15 protein-coding genes are annotated in these 17,233 nt (G+C 60.0%); 12 read left to right on the top strand and 3 right to left on the bottom strand.

All coding sequences use genetic code 11. The features are described from left to right. Window positions 1-873: 873 nt before the first annotated feature. The 6 genes from VH599_05065 (at window position 874) to VH599_05040 (ending at window position 8,322) form a co-directional block, all read left to right on the top strand. Complete coding sequence (locus tag VH599_05065; GenBank protein ID HEY7347668.1) at window positions 874-1,305, top strand: hydrogenase maturation nickel metallochaperone HypA; 432 nt, start codon at window positions 874-876, stop codon at window positions 1,303-1,305. Further along, complete coding sequence (gene hypF / locus VH599_05060; GenBank protein ID HEY7347667.1) at window positions 1,293-3,617, top strand: carbamoyltransferase HypF; 2,325 nt, start codon at window positions 1,293-1,295, stop codon at window positions 3,615-3,617. The genes VH599_05065 and hypF overlap by 13 nt, the downstream gene beginning before the upstream one ends. A gap of 31 nt (window positions 3,618-3,648) precedes the next feature. After that, complete coding sequence (locus VH599_05055) at window positions 3,649-3,921, top strand: HypC/HybG/HupF family hydrogenase formation chaperone (protein HEY7347666.1); 273 nt, start codon at window positions 3,649-3,651, stop codon at window positions 3,919-3,921. Between the two features lie 334 nt (window positions 3,922-4,255). Further along, window positions 4,256-5,404, top strand: a complete 1,149-nt coding sequence (gene hypD, locus VH599_05050; protein ID HEY7347665.1) for a hydrogenase formation protein HypD — start codon at window positions 4,256-4,258, stop codon at window positions 5,402-5,404. An 11-nt stretch (window positions 5,405-5,415) separates the two neighbouring features. Continuing rightward, window positions 5,416-6,534: a hydrogenase expression/formation protein HypE gene (hypE, locus tag VH599_05045; GenBank protein HEY7347664.1), complete on the top strand. Its 1,119-nt coding sequence runs from the start codon at window positions 5,416-5,418 to the stop codon at window positions 6,532-6,534. 51 nt (window positions 6,535-6,585) lie between these two features. Then, on the top strand, window positions 6,586-8,322 hold the full coding sequence (locus VH599_05040) for an AAA family ATPase (protein HEY7347663.1): 1,737 nt from the start codon (window positions 6,586-6,588) through the stop codon (window positions 8,320-8,322). Window positions 8,323-8,340: 18 nt separating this feature from the next. Here VH599_05040 and VH599_05035 read toward each other — a convergent pair whose 3' ends face one another. From VH599_05035 to VH599_05025, 3 genes are all read right to left on the bottom strand, one after another. Beyond that, window positions 8,341-10,293 (bottom strand): acetoin utilization protein AcuC, encoded by a 1,953-nt coding sequence (locus VH599_05035; GenBank protein HEY7347662.1) that lies wholly within the window; start codon window positions 10,291-10,293, stop codon window positions 8,341-8,343. 1 nt (window position 10,294) lies between these two features. Continuing rightward, window positions 10,295-10,996 carry a CBS domain-containing protein gene (locus VH599_05030; protein HEY7347661.1) on the bottom strand — a complete coding sequence of 234 codons (702 nt, stop codon included), beginning with the start codon at window positions 10,994-10,996 and terminating at the stop codon, window positions 10,295-10,297. 367 nt (window positions 10,997-11,363) lie between these two features. Then, entirely contained in the window at window positions 11,364-11,669 is a 306-nt protein-coding gene (locus VH599_05025; protein ID HEY7347660.1) for a hypothetical protein, read from the bottom strand. A gap of 341 nt (window positions 11,670-12,010) precedes the next feature. Between VH599_05025 and VH599_05020 the strand changes: the two genes are divergently transcribed. From VH599_05020 to VH599_04995, 6 genes are read left to right on the top strand one after another with little or no spacing between them, the layout of a single operon-like run. Next, window positions 12,011-13,171, top strand: a complete 1,161-nt coding sequence (locus tag VH599_05020) for a 4Fe-4S dicluster domain-containing protein (protein HEY7347659.1) — start codon at window positions 12,011-12,013, stop codon at window positions 13,169-13,171. A 2-nt stretch (window positions 13,172-13,173) separates the two neighbouring features. Then, window positions 13,174-13,635, top strand: coding sequence for a cyclic nucleotide-binding domain-containing protein (locus VH599_05015; protein HEY7347658.1), 462 nt, complete (start codon window positions 13,174-13,176; stop codon window positions 13,633-13,635). Window positions 13,636-13,643: 8 nt separating this feature from the next. Further along, window positions 13,644-14,483, top strand: coding sequence for an FAD/NAD(P)-binding protein (locus VH599_05010; protein HEY7347657.1), 840 nt, complete (start codon window positions 13,644-13,646; stop codon window positions 14,481-14,483). A gap of 1 nt (window position 14,484) precedes the next feature. Then, window positions 14,485-15,264 carry a hypothetical protein gene (locus VH599_05005; protein HEY7347656.1) on the top strand — a complete coding sequence of 260 codons (780 nt, stop codon included), beginning with the start codon at window positions 14,485-14,487 and terminating at the stop codon, window positions 15,262-15,264. Further along, window positions 15,254-16,543 (top strand): Ni/Fe hydrogenase subunit alpha, encoded by a 1,290-nt coding sequence (locus VH599_05000; GenBank protein ID HEY7347655.1) that lies wholly within the window; start codon window positions 15,254-15,256, stop codon window positions 16,541-16,543. Before VH599_05005 ends, VH599_05000 begins: the two co-directional genes overlap by 11 nt. 9 nt (window positions 16,544-16,552) lie before the next feature. Further along, window positions 16,553-17,020, top strand: a complete 468-nt coding sequence (locus VH599_04995; GenBank protein ID HEY7347654.1) for a hydrogenase maturation protease — start codon at window positions 16,553-16,555, stop codon at window positions 17,018-17,020. The last annotated feature ends 213 nt before the right edge of the window (window positions 17,021-17,233 follow it).

The following is a 17,233-nucleotide window of genomic DNA, read 5'->3' as shown; positions in this document are numbered from 1 at the left end:
GCTCCTCCTCTTCTGCTCGTTCCGGGTTAATATCTCTCTGCTTCTGTTCTCGCGTCTTCGCACACCGTCCGGCTCTGCGTGGCTTCCTCCCACCAGATCAAGGATGAGTGCTTCAGCAACCTCGTTGCGCAATCCGTGGGTCCCGCAGATTTTACCTGTTTTCTCGTAGGTGACAAATGTTTACCTCTCTGTAACTCCTTCTTACCAGGCCGATGACCGATGTGCCGCATGCTATAGAGTGTCGAGAGGTATCTTTCAACCTGAAAGCGAGGTTACACCATGATGTGGGGATATGGTCCCGGATGGGGTGGAATGCTGTGGATGGGGCTGGGATCATTGTTCTGGTTGGTCCTGCTGGGGTTAGCGTTCTGGCTGCTTGCGCGCTGGCTGACCCGGAACAACCCGGCAACACCATCAAATCCCGCTACGCCTCCCACCCCTCCATCGTCCTTGGAGATTCTCCGCCAGCGCTATGCGCGCGGAGAGATTGATACTCCGACTTTCGAGACAATGCGAGAACGGCTTCTTCAGATCACACCAGAGCACGAAGAACGCCTCCAACACGTCTGACCAAACAACCAGATCAGCCTCTCACGAGAACAGCGTGCCCCTTCTTCTGCGCCGCGCGTGGGAACGGCCAGCGTGATGAGGTGGGGTTGGCTGGTTTGCTGGCTGTGGCTCGTTTGTGAGACGAAGAGCCATGTGAACTGGTGGTCCTGGGAATGCAGTTAGACACATGAGAGCTTAGATGGGGACTCTCGGAGCGGATTGCTGCTGCGACTGGATACACTGACGGATGCCACCATTGGGCCGTTGCGCGTCTGGGGTTCTGGTAATGGAGCGGCCCCAACCTCTGAGCAAAGGAGGCATGCTATGCACGAGGTAGCAGCCATTCAGGGCGCCGTGCGCACGGCGCTGAAGTATATGCGGCAGGCGAGTGCGTCACGTGTAACCAACGTGCAGCTCTCGGTAGCGGTGTCGGGGCACTTCACAGAAGATGTCGTGCGTCAACACTTTGCCTTGTTCACCGCTGGCACCCCGGCGCAAGCTGCAACGCTGACCATCATCTGGCTTCCGGCGACCTATCAATGCTTGGCTTGTCTGCATACGTTCCAGAGCCTCCAGCCGGCGGTAGAGGCGCTCTGCCCAGCGTGTGGAGAGGCCGCGCTGGAGATTGGACACCAGGACATCTGCGCGGTGAACGCCATTGATGTAGCCTTTAACGAGATGTCCCCGCCGCGATTGGCGGCGCATCTCACCACCACGATCTTTCTGGGAGAAGAAGCGCCGCAATGGCAAGCCTGATTGAGACAGCCATCGAGCGTCGGAGACTGGTCGTGCAGGGTATCATCCAGGGTGTGGGCTTCCGGCCTTTTGTCTATGGGCTGGCGAGCCGCTACCGGCTGGCTGGTTTTGTCCGCAACGATAGCACTGGTGTGACTATCGAAGTTGAGGGAAGCCCAGAGGCGCTGGATGGCTTTCAGTATGCGCTGTGCGCGGAGGCGCCGCCGCTGGCGCGTATTAACGCTATTGAGGCGCAGCCTATAAAGCCACAGCATGCTGCCAGTTTTCTGATCGTTCAGAGCGAGGCTGGTGCTGAGCGGCGGGCGCTTGTCTCGCCCGATATGTGCATTTGTGATGACTGTCTGCGGGAACTCTTTGATCCTGCTGATCGGCGCTATCGGTATCCGTTCATTAACTGCACCAATTGCGGCCCCCGTTTTACAATTATCGAGGATGTGCCTTATGATCGCGCAAAGACGACAATGCGTGTCTTTCCGATGTGCCCCGAGTGCCAGACGGAATATGACGACCCTCTGAATCGGCGCTTTCACGCTCAGCCCAACGCCTGCCCGGTCTGTGGGCCACAGGTTGCTCTGCTCGATGACGCAGGCGAACCACTGGACTGTGCGGACCCGATTATCGAGGCCGCGCAGCACCTGGCTGCCGGGGCTATTGTGGCGATCAAGGGTATCGGTGGCTATCATCTGGCCTGTGATGCCCTGGATGCCAGGGCGGTGCAGCGGCTCCGGCAGCGCAAGCAGCGCGAGGCCAAGCCATTTGCGATCATGGTCCCTGATCTGGCGATGGCGCGGCGGCTCTGCGAGGTTGGGCCGGAAGAAGAAGCATTGCTCCAATCGCGTCGGCGGCCCATCGTGCTGCTCAAGCAGTCCCTTGGATACCCGGTGGCGCCTGAGGTTGCTCCGCAGCAGCACACGTTGGGCATCATGCTGCCGTATACGCCCCTGCACTATCTTTTGCTCGATGCGTATGCGGCGCAGTGCGAGCATGGCTGCCCGGTGGCGCTGGTGATGACCAGCGGGAATCTCTCCGACGAGCCCATTGCCTATCAAGATGAAGATGCGCGCGAGCGCCTGGCCTCCATCGCCGATGGGCTGCTGGTACACAACCGCGAGATTCATATACGCTGCGATGATTCGGTGACGCGCATCGTCGCAGGCGGTGAGCAGCTTTTCCGCCGCTCGCGCAGCTACGCGCCAGAACCCATCCCATTGGCGCAGGAGTTTCCTATGCCGCTGCTGGCCTGCGGCGGCCATCTGAAAAACACGTTCTGTCTGGGCAAGGGACGGCAGGCGTTCGTCAGCCACCATATCGGCGACCTGGAAAATTTAGAAACGCTGACCTCGTTCCGCGAAGGCATTGAGCGCTTCGGGCGCCTGTTTGACGTCGTGCCTGAGGCCATTGTCTATGACCTGCACCCGGAGTATCTGGCGACCAAATATGCTCTGGACACCGATATTCACCAGAAAATTGGTGTTCAGCACCATCACGCGCACATCGCCAGCGTGCTGGCCGAACATGGGCTGAGCGAGCCGGTGATTGGGGTGGCCGCCGATGGCACCGGCTATGGAACCGATGGCGCGATCTGGGGGTGTGAGATTCTGGCCGCCGATCTGGTCGATTTTAAGCGGCTGGCGCACCTGGACTATGTACCCCTGCCTGGCGGCGAACAGGCTGTGCGCCAGCCCTGGCGGATGGCAGCGGTCTATCTGGCCCAGGCGTATGGTGACGCCTTTCTCGACCTGGATATCCCCTTTGTGCGCCAGCTTGAACGTGCTACCTGGCGTACCCTGGCGCAGATGAGTGCGCGGGGGCTGAACAGCCCGCGCACCTCCAGCCTGGGGCGGCTCTTTGATGCGGTGGCCGCGCTCCTGGGTGCGCGCCGTCAGGTCTTCTACGAGGGGCAGGCGGCTATTGAGCTAGAAGCGCAGGCCACCGTTCGCGTGGGCGCGAACACCTACCCTTTTGCGATAGAAGATTGCGCTCCGGCCAGGCTGGATGTGCGTCCATTGATGCGGGCTATCGTCGCTGATCTGCAAGCCAGGGTTCCCATCCCGGAGATTGCCGGGCGCTTCCATGCCTCCATTGCCTTGGGGCTTGCGGAGGCATGTCGCCGAGCGCGCGAGCAAACCGGGCTGAACACGGTCGCCCTCAGCGGCGGGAGCTTTCAGAACCGGCTCTTGCTGGAGCACCTGATGGCACGGCTGGAGGAAACCGGTTTTCACGTGTACATCAATCGGTGTGTGCCGCCAAATGACGGCGGGTTAAGTCTGGGGCAGGCCGCCGTCGCTGCGGCACGGCTGCGCCGCAGCTAGCCGTTCCCGGCGGTTGGAAAGGAGATGCTGTATGTGCCTGGGTATTCCCGGCCAGGTGGTAGAGCTGCTAGATAACACCTTCTCTCTCGCGAAAGTGGATGTCTCTGGAGTGAAACGCAACGTGAATGTGTCGCTGGTCGCCTCGGAGGGTATCGCACCAGGCGACTGGGTGTTGATTCACGTGGGTTTTGCAATGAGCAAGATCGATGAGCAGGAAGCGCAGGAGACGCTCAAAGCGCTGCAATCACTGGGCGACCTCTATGCCGACGAACTCAAACAACTGCATCAAAGCCAGATTGCGTGAGGGAAGTAAAGATGAGCAACCAACAAGATCAGTGGGCCGGATTGGATGATACCCCTCCCTTGGGAGACCAGCTGTTCTGTGAGCCTGGGGGTTGCTGCCTCACCTGTTCTGATGATGCGCTACCCGCCAGGGTACTCAGTGTTGGGCATGAAACCGGACTCGCTCTTGTGGAGGCTGCAGGAACAACGGCAGAGATCGATATCACCTTGGTTGATGCTGTTGCCCCAGGAGATTGGCTGCTGACGCATGGTGGCGTGGCAATGGGCCGCCTGGAAGAAGGGCGCGACCGCTGAGTATCCACCTATGCGTGGTTCGCCAGGAAGGAACAAGACTGATGAAATATGTGGATGAATATCGGGATTCGGCGCTGGCTGGTCAGGTCGCCGCCGAGATTGCCAGACTCAGCGGAGATCGACCACTGAAGTTTATGGAGGTCTGTGGCGGCCATACCCATACCATCTACAAATATGGGATTGAAGATCTCCTGCCTCGTACCATCGACATGGTGCATGGTCCAGGCTGCCCCGTCTGTGTTCTGCCAATGGGCCGCATTGATGACGCGATCTCGATGGCTCGCACCGATGGAGTGATCTTTACGACCTTTGGCGATATGATGCGCGTGCCCGGCTCGAAAGGCAGCTTGCTCGATGCCAGGGCAGACGGCGCAGATGTGCGTTTCGTCTATTCGCCCCTCGATGCTCTGAAGATCGCCAGCCAGAACCCTGATCGTCAGGTCGTTTTCTTCGCGATTGGCTTTGAGACGACCGCCCCCTCAACGGCCATAACGCTGCTGCGCGCGAGAGCCGAAGGCGTCAAGAACTTTTCGATATTCTGCAACCACATCAACGTTATACCGGCGCTCCAGGCTCTGCTGGTCTCGCCCGATCTGCATCTGGATGGCTTTGTCGGCCCCGGCCATGTCAGCATGGTCATTGGCATACGGCCATACGAGTTTATCGCCCGCGACCACCACAAGCCAGTGGTCATTTCTGGCTTTGAGCCGCTCGATATGATCCAGTCCATCCAGATGCTGGTGAAGCAGATCAGCAAGGGCCGCGCGGAGGTGGAAAATCAGTATGTGCGCGTCGTCCGACCTGAAGGCAACGTGAAGGCCCTTGCCGTCATGGCGGAAACCATGATGCTTCGTCCAATTTTTGAGTGGCGCGGGCTGGGCACCATTGCCGAGAGCGCGCTGAAGCTGCGCCCTGAGTTCGCCGATTGGGATGCTGAGCTGCGCTTCGCGGTGCCTGGTATTCGCGTGGCCGACCCGAAAGCCTGCCAGTGCGGCGAGGTGCTCAAGGGGGCCATCAAACCCTGGGAATGCCAGGTCTTTGGCACGGCTTGCACCCCAGAGACGCCGATTGGCACCTGTATGGTTTCATCGGAAGGAGCCTGCGCCGCCTATTTCAACTATGGCCGCTTCTCAATGGCGACCGAACGCGCTACGCTCCCCATGAGTGATCTCAGGCCAGCAGCGCGCTGAGGAGGGTTCCTATGAGCAAACCTATACAAGAAAGCGGGCAGCATCATGATATGGCTGAGGTCATCGAGAAGATTGAGCGCGTGCGGCAGGCGCGCCGACACAAGTTCTATCTGCGTGATGAGCATATCACCCTCAGTCATGGCAGCGGCGGCAAGGCCACGCACAATCTGATAGAGGGCGTGTTTGCTCCTGCCTTCTCCAACCCACTGCTGGAGCCGTTGGATGATGCGGCTACCTTCACTCCCGATGTACTCAGCCCCCGCCTGGCTTTCACCACCGACTCCTATGTCGTCAATCCGCTGTTCTTTCCTGGCGGAGACATTGGGAAGCTGGCTGTGCATGGCACGATCAATGATCTGGCGATGGCAGCCGCCAAGCCTCTTTACCTCTCAGCGGGCTTCATTCTGGAGGAAGGGTTTCCAATTGCCGACCTGCGTCGCATCGTGACCTCGATGGCAGCGGCAGCGGCTGATGCTGGCGTCTCCATCGTGGCGGGCGATACCAAGGTCGTCCAGCGGGGCAAGGCCGACGGAGTGTTTATCAATACGACGGGAATAGGCATTGTGCGGGCCAGATGGCCGATGGGTCAGGCGCAGCTGCAACCAGGAGACAGGGTATTGCTCAGCGGGCCAATTGGCGATCACGGCATTGCGGTCATGCTGGCCCGCGAGGCGCTCGATATGGAGACAACCATAGAGAGCGACACCGCGCCGCTTCATACCCTGGTGGCTGCGCTGCTGGATGCGGCAGAGGATGGCCTGCACTGCTTGAAAGACCCGACACGTGGCGGCGTGGCAACGACCTTGAATGAGATGGCGCTCGGCTCCCAGGTCGCTATCGCGCTTGATGAGCCAGCCATTCCAGTGCGCCCCGAGGTTCGGGGCGCCTGCGAGATGTTGGGTCTGGACCCACTGACGATTGCCAATGAAGGAAAGGCATTGGCGGTGGTTGCCCCAGAGGCGGCTCACGCTGCCCTGGCCGCTATGCGTGCCCATCCGCTGGGGCAGGAGGCGGCCATCATTGGTACGGTGCAGATCGGGCCAGCGGGCACGGTCTTTATGCGCACGGACATTGGCGGAACGCGGGTGCTGGATATGCTCGTAGGAGACCCTTTACCGCGCATCTGCTGATGGGACTTTCAGAAGGGAGAGAGCCAGACTACACTGGCCGGTAAAGTCGCTATGCCAGGAGCTGAGGAACGAGCGCCAGCAGAGCAGGCTGCACCCGATTTTGCGGCTTTGCTGAAGGCGCTGGCGCGTCCAGACGCCTTTCCCCTCGCTGTGCCTGAACCGATCCCGGTCATCCAGACCCACGCCTCGGCAGTGGTGCTGGCGGGCGAGTACGCCTATAAGCTCAAGAAGCCCAAGAACTTCGGCTTCTTTGATTACTCGACGCCTGCCTTGCGCCGTCACTTCTGCCAGGAAGAAGTGCGCCTCAACGTGCGCCTGGCTGCTGATGTCTACCTGGGGATTGCGCCAGTCCTGATGGCGGCGGATGGCCGGGTGCGGTTCGGCCCGACGCTGCCGCCGGAACACGTCCCGGAGCCAGGCGCCCAGTTCGATGGCGGGACGGTCGTAGACTACGCGGTGGTCATGCGGCGCCTGCCCGATGACGCGATGCTGGAGGCGCAGGTACGCCGTGGCACCGCCACCCCCCGGCTCCTGGGAGCAGTGGCGGAATACATGGCGGCTTTTCATGCCAGCGTCCCGCCTACCGAGGAGATCACCGCCTTTGGCGAGCAGGTCGTGATCACTCGCAACTGGGAAGAAAACTTCGCGCAAACCCGTCCCTATCTCGGGCGGGCGCTGGAGGCGGTGACGTATGAGCAGCTCACGGCGGCGGTTCGGCGCTTTCTTCAGGAGCGCCAGCGGCTGTTTGCGTCTCGGAGGCAGGCAGGGCGCATTCGGGACTGTCATGGCGACCTGCGCTTGCAGCATGTCTATGTGCTGGGGCAGCGCGCAGATGGCAGCCATCACCTGGCCGTGATTGACGGGATCGAATTCAATGAGCGGTTCCGCTATGGAGATGTCGCGGGCGAGGTCGCCTTTCTGCTGATGGACCTGGAGGCGGCAGGTCGGTCTGATCTGGCCCGCGCCTTTGCCGAGGCCTATGGGCGCGCGAGTGGCGATGACTCCTTGCGCGAACTGCTGCCCTTTTATGCCTGCTATCGGGCTTATGTGCGTGGAAAAGTACAGGCATTTCTGATGGATGAGCCAGAAGCGCCGGTGGAGCAGCGTGAGGCGGCGCGCACACAGGCGCAGGCCCTCTTTACGCTAGCGGCCCACTATGCCAGCGGCCTGAACCAGCAGACCCTGCTCCTGCTGGGTGGCGTGATGGGAACGGGCAAGAGTACGCTGGCAGCGACGCTTCAGCGTGAGTCCGGCTGGGCGCTCTGCTCCTCGGATGCCACGCGCAAGCGGTTGGCGGGTCTCCACCCCACCCACCCGCAAGCCGCAGCGTTTGGGCAGGGACTCTATAGCCGGGACTGGACGCGCCGCACCTATCAGGCGCTGCTTAAAGAAGCAGCCACGCTGCTTACCAGCGGGCGTTCAGTGGTGCTGGATGCCGCCTTTGGTCGGCGTGCGCAACGGCAGGCAGCGGCGCAGGTGGCGGCGGTGCAGGGAGCGCGCGCGATCTTCATCGAGTGTGTCTGTCCACCAGAGGTGGCGCTGGGCCGCCTGGCCCAGCGGTGGGCAGCGCGCGTCGCGGGGGAATGGCAGGCCAGCGCAGAGGCGTCGCAGGCTTCCGATGGTCGTCCGGCGCTCTATGAGCGCCAACGAGCGCAGTGGGAGGACTTCAGCGCGGAGCAGGAGCCAGGGCTGACCCATCGGTATGTAGAAACGGCAGGGGTGCTAGCGGCCAGTATGGAGCAGGCGCTGGCGGCACTGGCGATGCCTCGCTTTGCCTGCTGGCTCTGATCGCTGCCTCGCCAGGATTCATCCATACAGCCCGACAGGCGCGCTGAGGCGTGAACGGAACTGCGCGACGGTATCAGGGCTGACGTTTTTGCCGATGCGAGCCAGAAAGATGTTAGCCGGGTCCAACTGAATGTTGGGTTCGGTAGTCCCCATCTTTTCAAAGCCTACCTGCTCAAACAGCCGACGAATCATCTGCGCGTAGCTCATGCTGCCTATCCCAAGGCCATTCAGGTCCCAATGCCAGACAAATCCGAGGGCGTAGAGGATCACCTCTTCAAAGGAATCTGGCTCCAAAGCAAACTGGAGCAGGGCTTTGGAGAGGCCGATCTTCCGCCAGGTGGCGCTGACCTCAATCGCCACCTCGTACAAATCGGGAATCCCTTCCCACCACTCATCCGCCGCGCAGATGCTCACCTGCCCAACAAGCAGCCCCTCGGGCGTATGGGCCACCACCAGTTCGCACTCCGGATCAGAGGCAATCCGCTTGAGCAGCGCTTGTTCGCGGTCGGCCCGGCGCGCAAAGGCATTCAATCCTTCGTCAGGGTACAATCGTTCCACCAGGGAAGGCGGGCACCAATCGCGCAGCAGCACCGAACCGCGCGCCGTTTCCAGGGTGCGCACCCGCGGCTCGGCTGCCTTGCCTGCACGGCGCAGCAGCACGGGCACACCCGTGCTGCTGGCCTCCGGGCGCGCTGCCGGAAAAGCGGGCACCGCGACACGAGGATACGCCTGGCGCACCTGTGGAGGCAGAAAGAGCCGACGCGCCTGGGCGACAATGCGCCGATTATGGCGCTCAATCTTTGCACGGCGTGGTTTGGTTGGAAAATCCTCAAGGGTATCAAGGAACGTGGTGGGAAGTGCTTCTTTACTCTCCGGTTGCCAACGCTCTAGCCAGGCGGGAGGGATGTACTCTGGCAGCGGTCTATCAGACATTTCCGACCAGACCAATGCCCAGGCCCGCGGCACGACGCGATACATCTCGTAGCCGCCCCCGCCCAAGGCGACCCAGCGCCCCTGGCAGTGTTCATGTGCCAGTTTATGCGTTAGTTTGGCCTGTGCAGCAGCAGCATGTGTGGTGAGGGCCAGATGCGTCAGCAGGTCCCATTCATGGGTATCGCAGCCGTGCTGGCTGATGATCATGTCGGGGTGAAAGGTGTGTACGAGCGAGGGCAGCAGCGCAGAGACCGCCTCCAGCCAGGAATCATCCTCGGTAAAGGCGTCGAGCGGAATATTGACGGCGCAGCCGCGCCCGGCCCCTTTGCCCAGTTCCAGCAGATCGCCCGTGCCGGGGAAAAGGTAGTCACCGGTCTCATGGAAGGAAACGGTCATGACGCGCGGCTCATCATAGAAGGCCCACTGAACGCCGTCGCCGTGATGGGCATCGAAATCGACGTAGAGCACGCGCGCCTCATACTCCTGAAGCAGCGCCGCGATGGCAACCGCCGCGTCGTTATAAATGCAGAAGCCGGAGGCGCGGTCGCCCAGGGCGTGATGAAAGCCGCCAGTAGCGTTGAAGGCATGACGCACCCTGCCGGACATGACCGCGCGCGCTGCTGCCAGCGTGCCGCCCACGATGCGCGCCGAGGCGGCGTGCATTTGTGGAAAGATGGGATTATCACCCATGCCAAAACCAAAGGGTTCGGGATCGATCACATATTCGCCAATGAGGCTATCGAGTCCTCCATCCTCTGCGCTCAAGCGTTCCACCGCCGCGATATAGGCCGGGCTGTGCGCCAGCAGGAGCTCTTCCCGGCTGGCCTGCTGCTGAAGCAGGATGTCTGGCCCATTCGGTTGAAGGATGCCCGATTGTTCCAGCAGGTCCAGCAGCAGCAGATGCCGACGCGGGCGCAGTGGATGCTGTGGGCCAAAATTGTACTGGCCCAGCTGTGGGTCATGAACGAACAGCACCCCAGCCTCGGGCGCGGTCGCTCGTGCCGGTCTTGCCTTCTGGGCAGGCTCCTGCTCGCTCATGTTAGCCCTCCTCTGGGGAGGCTGGTTGCACGATCTCGACCCCTCCGGCCCGCAGTTTCTGCATCAACGGTTCGGGATAGATCGTGCGCACGCGCAGTGTCACTGGCCAGCGCCCTTCTGCATCGGCTGGCTCAGTCAGCAGCCCCGCCAGATGGAGATGTTCGTGCCCCAGCAGCAGCAAGACCCGGCCCAGCTCGATAGGATCGTGGCTCGGCAGCAGCAATCGAAGGCGCGTGCTGGGTCCCTGCGCTCCCAGGAGCCGGACCAGCGCGTGGAACAGATCACTTTCCGTGATGATGCCAACCAACCGGCCATTCTCTGCCTCATTCACTACGGGCAGGCACCCGATGGCGTTCTCCGCCATCAGGTTGGCAGCATACTCTACCGGCGTGTCTGGACTGACGGTGATGACGGGCTGGTGCATCACCTCGCGCACCTGCTGCCCACGCAATTGCTCCAGGGGAACGGCCCCCGCTCTGCCGCAGGGTAGATCGCGGTCGGAGAGCATGCCGATGACGGCGACCGGGGGTTTGGGAGGTGGATAGCTCAGCGACGATGGTTGCACTTCTTTCTGCTGCGGGAGGCGCTGCACCACGGGGAGATGCCGAAAGCGCCCCTGCTGCATGAGCAGCGCGGCATGTTCCAGGGTATCTCCTTCCTGAACAGTGACGACATGCTCGACCATAATATTCCTGACCAGCATAGCGTGCCTCGCTTTTTAGCTTTCTCCGGGCTTCTCTTGCCTCTTGGATCTGCTTCCCTGATGGGGATGCATCCTCAAAACCTCAACGTGGTCTCTTAAAGGGAACTGTAGTCAGTGGTGGTAAACAGAGCCGTATCTGGCAGTAACTAAATCGTAGCGGGTCTGTTGAGTGGGCTGAAGCTGCCAGTGGTATGAGAATGTCAGTCACCATTTCGCGCCTGATAGCTTTGTTGCGCAACAAGACTATCGGGTGCGAGATGGTGACCACGGTCAATTCAGATCGGTATTTCCATAGGTGGAATCATAGACCACAATGGTCTTCATGGTCGGCCTTCTTTCTGAAGCCATTTCGGGTGGCTGAACCCACTCAATTGACCACCCAGGTAGGATCAATACCCAGCGCCTCTTCCACCTGGACGCGACGAGTTGCTCGCACGCAGCGGACCTCGGCCCAGAGCGTTTTGAGCTGGACGTTGATCATTTTCATGCGCTGCGCCGCCGCGTGATCGCTCAGCGGGTGCTGGGCCAGTCGCAGGCGCAGCGCAGTGCGCTCCTCGCTTAACTGCTGGATGGTTTCGAGCAGCGCCTGCTGCCCATTGCCACCCTCTAAGAGACTATCGATCATGAACTCTTCGTACGGGCTGGGTTCGATACGTGTCGTTGTGGTGATCATAGATGACCTCCTCACCTCTCTGGTCTGCTTCTTGTCCTTTAGTCTACTGTTCACAGGTTACCAAAGTGGTAAGGGGAGATCACTCGGAGGTAACAAAACGTTGCCCGGATGGGGTAGCCATGCTCCAGTTCCTACGATGGGATGGCCGCTAACGGCGGGTGTGGGAAGCACAAAACCAGTTAGTAACAGTTTTATAACCTTCTGTAAGCCGTATCCCAATCTGCTTCTTCTATATTCTTCTGGAGGGGAATATGAAGTGCAATACAATGTGCGGCGCTCATGCCCCAGATAGCGCGCAGGGCTGCCTTGGCTTATCGCGGCGGGTGAAAGGACACATTGCTATGGTTGAACCATCTGTGTGGAGGAACGACTGGGCGATTCTGGAATCTCAGGATTTTCAGCAGTTGATCGACGCGCTTTTGAAGAGGGGATACTGTGTGCTTGGGCCAACGGTGCGCGACCGCGCTATTGTCTATGATGAAGTGAGATCAGCAACGGATCTACCCATTGGCTACACCGATGAGCAAGATGGCGGCATCTATCGGCTGAAGAAACGCGCAGATCGGGCGTTCTTCGGCTATGCGGTGGGGCCGCAATCCTGGAAACACTTTCTCTCTCCTCCTACACTTCGGCTCTGGCAGGCGCGTAAGGATGAGGGTGGTTTCCATCTGGAACAAGATGAGCAAGAAATTCCTAAATTCGCTTTCCTGGGGGTTCGCTCGTGCGAACTGCACGCTATCGCCATCCAGGACAAGGTATTTATGCACGGTCCGTATGTTGATCTGGTCTATCAAGCGCGCCGGGAACAGGCTCTGATTATCGCCATCAACTGCGCCCAGGCAGGAGGCACCTGCTTCTGTGTTTCCATGCAAACTGGACCCAAAGTAACTGACGGCTTTGATCTGGCTCTGACGGAGATATTGGATGGCGAGCGCCATTACTTTGTGGTCGAGGCTGGCACCGCTTTGGGAGGAGAGATTCTGGAGGAGCTTCCTCACCACAAGGCAACCGACCAAGAAAAAGCAGCCGCGGAGCAGACGGTGGAGCGCACTACCAGCCAGATGGGCCGAACCCTTGATACGACAGACATTAAAGAACTGCTCTATCGCAACCTGGAGCATCCCCGCTGGGACGATGTTGCCAGGCGCTGCCTGACCTGCGCGAATTGCACGATGGTCTGCCCGACCTGTTTTTGCACCACAGTTGAAGATGTCACCGATCTCACCGGGGAACTCGCCGAGCGCTGGCGCCGATGGGACTCCTGCTTCACGATGGATTTTACCTATACCGCTGGAAACAGCATTCGCGGTTCAACGAAAGCCCGCTATCGCCAGTGGATGACGCATAAGCTGGCAAGCTGGATTGACCAGTTCGGTACCTCCGGCTGTGTGGGGTGCGGGCGCTGTATTACGTGGTGCCCGGTGGGCATTGATATTACCGAAGAGGCTCGTGCGATCCGCAAAACCAGCGGCGCTGGTTCCTCTTCAGGAACGGAGGAGTAACCATGCGCGGATTCGATGCGCTGCTGCCAGAGCAGGTATTCTTTCAAGGCATGAGCCCCCACGCACTTGACACCATCGCGGGCTGCGCCTCCAATGTGCGCTTCGCCGCCGACGAATGGATTTTCCAGGAGGGCGAAGACGCCTCCAGGTTTTATCTACTTCGTCATGGGAAGGTGGCGCTAAAAGCCTTTGTGCCTGGGCGCGGAGAAGTGACCATCCAAACGATTGAAGCAGGTGACGTGCTGGGCTGGTCGTGGCTCTTTCCCCCCTATCAGTGGCATTTCGGGGCAAGGGCGCTGGAATTGACGCGAGTCATCGCCTTTGATGGGGCTTGCCTGCGGATGAAGGCGGAAGCCGACCATGATCTGGGCTACGAACTGCTCAAGCGTTTTTCTCAGACGATCATCGAGCGGCTTCAGGCCACCCGGCTCCAATTGCTCGATGTCTATGGCGTTCATGCGTGAGGTGAGATATGTCGGCAATACGAGCCAATCCGATGGCCCCCGATCCCTGGAGGATCGAGCGTATCCGGCGAGAAACGCCCGACACCTTCACGATGGAGCTTGGGCCGGTGGTAGGGGAAACTACCCGGCCTTTTGCGGCGGGGCAGTTCAATATGCTCTATGTCTTTGGCGTAGGTGAGGTGCCCATCTCGATCAGCGGCGACCCCACCAGGGGAACATCGCTGGTGCACACGGTTCGCGCGGTCGGGGCCGTCACCAGAGTGATGTGTGCACTGAAACGTCACGATGTGCTTGGGGTGCGCGGGCCGTTTGGCAGCCAGTGGCCCCTTCGGGAAGCCGAGGGCCTCGATGTGGTCATGGTGGCAGGTGGTCTTGGGCTGGCGCCGCTCCGCCCGGCCATCTACCAGATCCTGGCCCGGCGCACGCAGTATGGCCGGGTGGCGCTGCTCTATGGCGCGCGCACGCCTGCTGACCTGCTCTATCGTCGTGAGCTGTATCGCTGGGGTGCCCGCGCGGATATGGATGTGCAAGTCACGGTCGATCGTGGCGATAATGCCTGGCGTGGCAATGTGGGCGTGGTGCCTCGGTTTATCGCCACAGCGCAGTTTGACCCGCTCGATACGATGGCTCTGGTCTGTGGGCCGGAAATCATGATGCACTTCACGCTGCTGGAACTTCAGAAGCGCGGGTTAACGGCGGAGCAGATCTTTCTTTCCCTGGAGCGCAACATGAAGTGTGCGCTCGGGTTCTGTGGGCACTGCCAGTTCGGCCCGTTCTTCGAGTGCAAAGATGGTCCGGTGTTCCGCTACGATACGATTCAGCGGTGGTTTGGAAAGCGGGAGGTGTGATATGGCGCAACCTCATAAGCCAAAACTGGCCGTCTGGAAATTTGCCTCCTGCGATGGATGCCAGCTCAGCCTGCTTGACTGCGAGGATGAACTGTTGGAGATAGCCGGGCGAGTCGAGATTGCCTCATTTCCAGAGGCATCGCGTACACGCGTTAGCGGGCCATATGATCTTTCGCTGGTGGAGGGGTCGATTACCACGCCCCACGATGCCGGGCGGATTCAAGAGGTGCGCCGGGCTTCCAGGTTTTTGGTGACGATTGGCGCCTGCGCGACCTCTGGCGGCATCCAGGCGCTGCGGAACTTCAAGGATGTCAGGGAGTTTACATCCATCGTCTATGCCACCCCCAGTTATATTGAGACGTTGGCAACCTCAACGCCCATTGCTGACCACGTGCGGGTGGATTTTGAGTTGCGTGGCTGCCCCATCAATAAAGAGCAGTTGGTGGAGGTGATCAGCGCGTTTCTGCACGGGCGCAAGCCAAACACGCCGCCTCACAGCGTCTGCATCGAGTGCAAGCTGCGCAGCACAGTGTGTGTGATGGTCGCGCATGGCACGCCTTGCCTTGGCCCGGTGACGCACGCGGGCTGCGGAGCCATCTGTCCGGCGTATCACCGAGGGTGCTATGGCTGCTTTGGGCCGAAGGAAACCCCCAACACCGCATCGCTAAGCCGCCGCTGGGATGAACTGGGAGCCTCTGGGCAAACGCTCCTGCGCGTCTACCGCAGCTTCAACGCCCAGGCTGAAGCCTTCAGAGAAGAGAGCAACGTCTATGAACAGTAAAACGATCAAAGTAGATATGCTAGCTCGCGTTGAAGGCGAGGGCGCGCTGTATGTGCGGCTCAAAGGTGATCAGGTCGCCGATGTCAAGTTCAAGATCTTCGAGCCGCCACGCTTCTTTGAGGCGCTGTTGCGCGGGCGCAGTTTTGCAGATGCGCCCGATATTACCGCCCGCATCTGCGGCATCTGCCCGGTCGCGTATCAGATGAGCGCGGTACACGCGATGGAGGATGCGTTTGGCGTCCAGATCGATCCGCAGATTCGCGCGTTGCGTCGGCTGCTTTACTGCGGCGAGTGGATCGAGAGCCATACGCTTCACGTCTTTATGCTGCACGCCCCTGATTTTCTCGGCTATGCCGATGTGGTGCAGATGGCGAAAGATCACCCGGTGGTAGTCAAGCGGGCGCTGGAGTTGAAAAAAGTTGGTAACGCGGTCATCACGCTGCTGGGAGGCCGAGCCATCCATCCGGTGAATGTGCGCGTAGGTGGGTTCTATAAGGTGCCTTCAAAGCGGGAGCTTGCCCCCCTGGCCGAGCAACTGAAGTGGGCACGCGATGCCGCGCTGGAAACCGTGCGCTGGACGGCGGGCCTGCCCTTCCCGGATTTTGAGCAGGACTATGAGTTTGTCGCCTTGCAGCACCCGAAAGAGTATCCCTTTAACGAGGGTCGGTTGGTTTCGAATAAAGGCTTGAATATTGCCGTTCGTGAGTACGATGAGACCTTTGTGGAGGAACATATCCCCTATACGAACGCGCTGCATTCCCGGCTCAAGGCGCGCGGCGCTTACTTCGTGGGGCCGCTGGCGCGCTACAGCTTGAACTTTGACAGGCTTTCGCCGCTGGCGCAGGAGGCAGCGCGGGCGGCTGGCTTGGGAACGATTTGCCAGAACCCATTTGAGAGTATCATCGTGCGCAGCATCGAGATTCTGTATGCCTGTGACGAGGCGCTGCACCTCATTGATGCGTATGAGATGCCAGAGCGGCCTGCGGCTGAAATCCCGCCGTGCGCTGCGACCGGCTACGCCTGCACCGAGGCGCCGCGCGGCATGCTCTATCATCGCTACCAGCTTGATGAAACTGGGCAGATTCTAGATGCGAAGATCGTGCCGCCAACCTCACAGAACCAAAAAATCATCGAGGATGACCTGCGCCGGTTCATTCCGCAGGTGCTTCAGCTTCCTGAGGAGCAGCTTACCTGGCGCTGTGAGCAGACCATCCGCAACTATGACCCCTGTATTTCATGCGCCACGCATTTCCTGAAGCTGCATATCACGCGCGAATAAGGGGGACGCTTGCCGCAGCTTATCCTCATTATCGGAATTGGGAATGAATATCGAAGCGATGATGCCGTTGGCTTGGTGGTGGCACGAGCACTCCAGGCCAGAAAGCTCTCAGGTGCTTCAATTCTGGAAGCCACCGGTGAGGGGATTGCTTTGATGGAAGTCTGGAAGAGCAGCGATGCGGTCATTCTAGTAGATGCCGTGGCATCGGGCGCGCCAGCGGGCACGATTCATCAACTGGATGTCCAGACCAGCCCCATTTCGCCTGATTTCTTTGCGCTCTCAACCCATGCCTTTGGAGTCGCCCAGGCCATCGAGCTGGCCCGCGTCCTGGGCGATCTTCCTCCACGTCTTGTAGTGTATGGGATCGAAGCCAGGCGGTTTGTTGCTGGAACGGGTCTCTCGCCTGAAGTGGAACGCGCAGCGCATGCGACAGTTGAAAGAGTCGCCCGGCTTGCTCAAAGCTGGCTGCAATCTTAACCAGTCACGAATATATTTCCGTTGCTGTCAATGCACAGCGGGACGGAGGAGAGTGGCAGATTGGTCAGACCAGCTAAGTAGTTGGACAAAATAAGGTAGAACTGGTAGACTGATCTCCAGCAAAGGAGGGGTGCCGATGGAGATCAGGCTCACCGAGCCAGAAAGCCTGGAGCTTGCTCAAGCGACCACCGCTGCGCGGCAGGTCCGACAATG

The organism is Ktedonobacterales bacterium, assembly GCA_036557285.1.
Taxonomy (GTDB): domain Bacteria; phylum Chloroflexota; class Ktedonobacteria; order Ktedonobacterales; family DATBGS01; genus DATBHW01.
This window is presented reverse-complemented; position numbering and strand designations above follow the sequence as displayed.

Excerpts from the sequence above, each read along its gene's own strand:
- VH599_05065 (HEY7347668.1), top strand. The coding sequence starts at position 874 with ATGCACGAGGTAGCAGCCATTCAGGGCGCCGTGCGCACGGCGCTGAAG.
- hypF (HEY7347667.1), top strand. The coding sequence starts at position 1,293 with ATGGCAAGCCTGATTGAGACAGCCATCGAGCGTCGGAGACTGGTCGTG.
- VH599_05055 (HEY7347666.1), top strand. The coding sequence starts at position 3,649 with ATGTGCCTGGGTATTCCCGGCCAGGTGGTAGAGCTGCTAGATAACACC.
- hypD (HEY7347665.1), top strand. The coding sequence starts at position 4,256 with ATGAAATATGTGGATGAATATCGGGATTCGGCGCTGGCTGGTCAGGTC.
- hypE (HEY7347664.1), top strand. The coding sequence starts at position 5,416 with ATGAGCAAACCTATACAAGAAAGCGGGCAGCATCATGATATGGCTGAG.
- VH599_05040 (HEY7347663.1), top strand. The coding sequence starts at position 6,586 with ATGCCAGGAGCTGAGGAACGAGCGCCAGCAGAGCAGGCTGCACCCGAT.
- VH599_05035 (HEY7347662.1), bottom strand. The coding sequence starts at position 10,293 with ATGAGCGAGCAGGAGCCTGCCCAGAAGGCAAGACCGGCACGAGCGACC.
- VH599_05030 (HEY7347661.1), bottom strand. The coding sequence starts at position 10,996 with ATGCTGGTCAGGAATATTATGGTCGAGCATGTCGTCACTGTTCAGGAA.
- VH599_05025 (HEY7347660.1), bottom strand. The coding sequence starts at position 11,669 with ATGATCACCACAACGACACGTATCGAACCCAGCCCGTACGAAGAGTTC.
- VH599_05020 (HEY7347659.1), top strand. The coding sequence starts at position 12,011 with ATGGTTGAACCATCTGTGTGGAGGAACGACTGGGCGATTCTGGAATCT.
- VH599_05015 (HEY7347658.1), top strand. The coding sequence starts at position 13,174 with ATGCGCGGATTCGATGCGCTGCTGCCAGAGCAGGTATTCTTTCAAGGC.
- VH599_05010 (HEY7347657.1), top strand. The coding sequence starts at position 13,644 with ATGTCGGCAATACGAGCCAATCCGATGGCCCCCGATCCCTGGAGGATC.
- VH599_05005 (HEY7347656.1), top strand. The coding sequence starts at position 14,485 with ATGGCGCAACCTCATAAGCCAAAACTGGCCGTCTGGAAATTTGCCTCC.
- VH599_05000 (HEY7347655.1), top strand. The coding sequence starts at position 15,254 with ATGAACAGTAAAACGATCAAAGTAGATATGCTAGCTCGCGTTGAAGGC.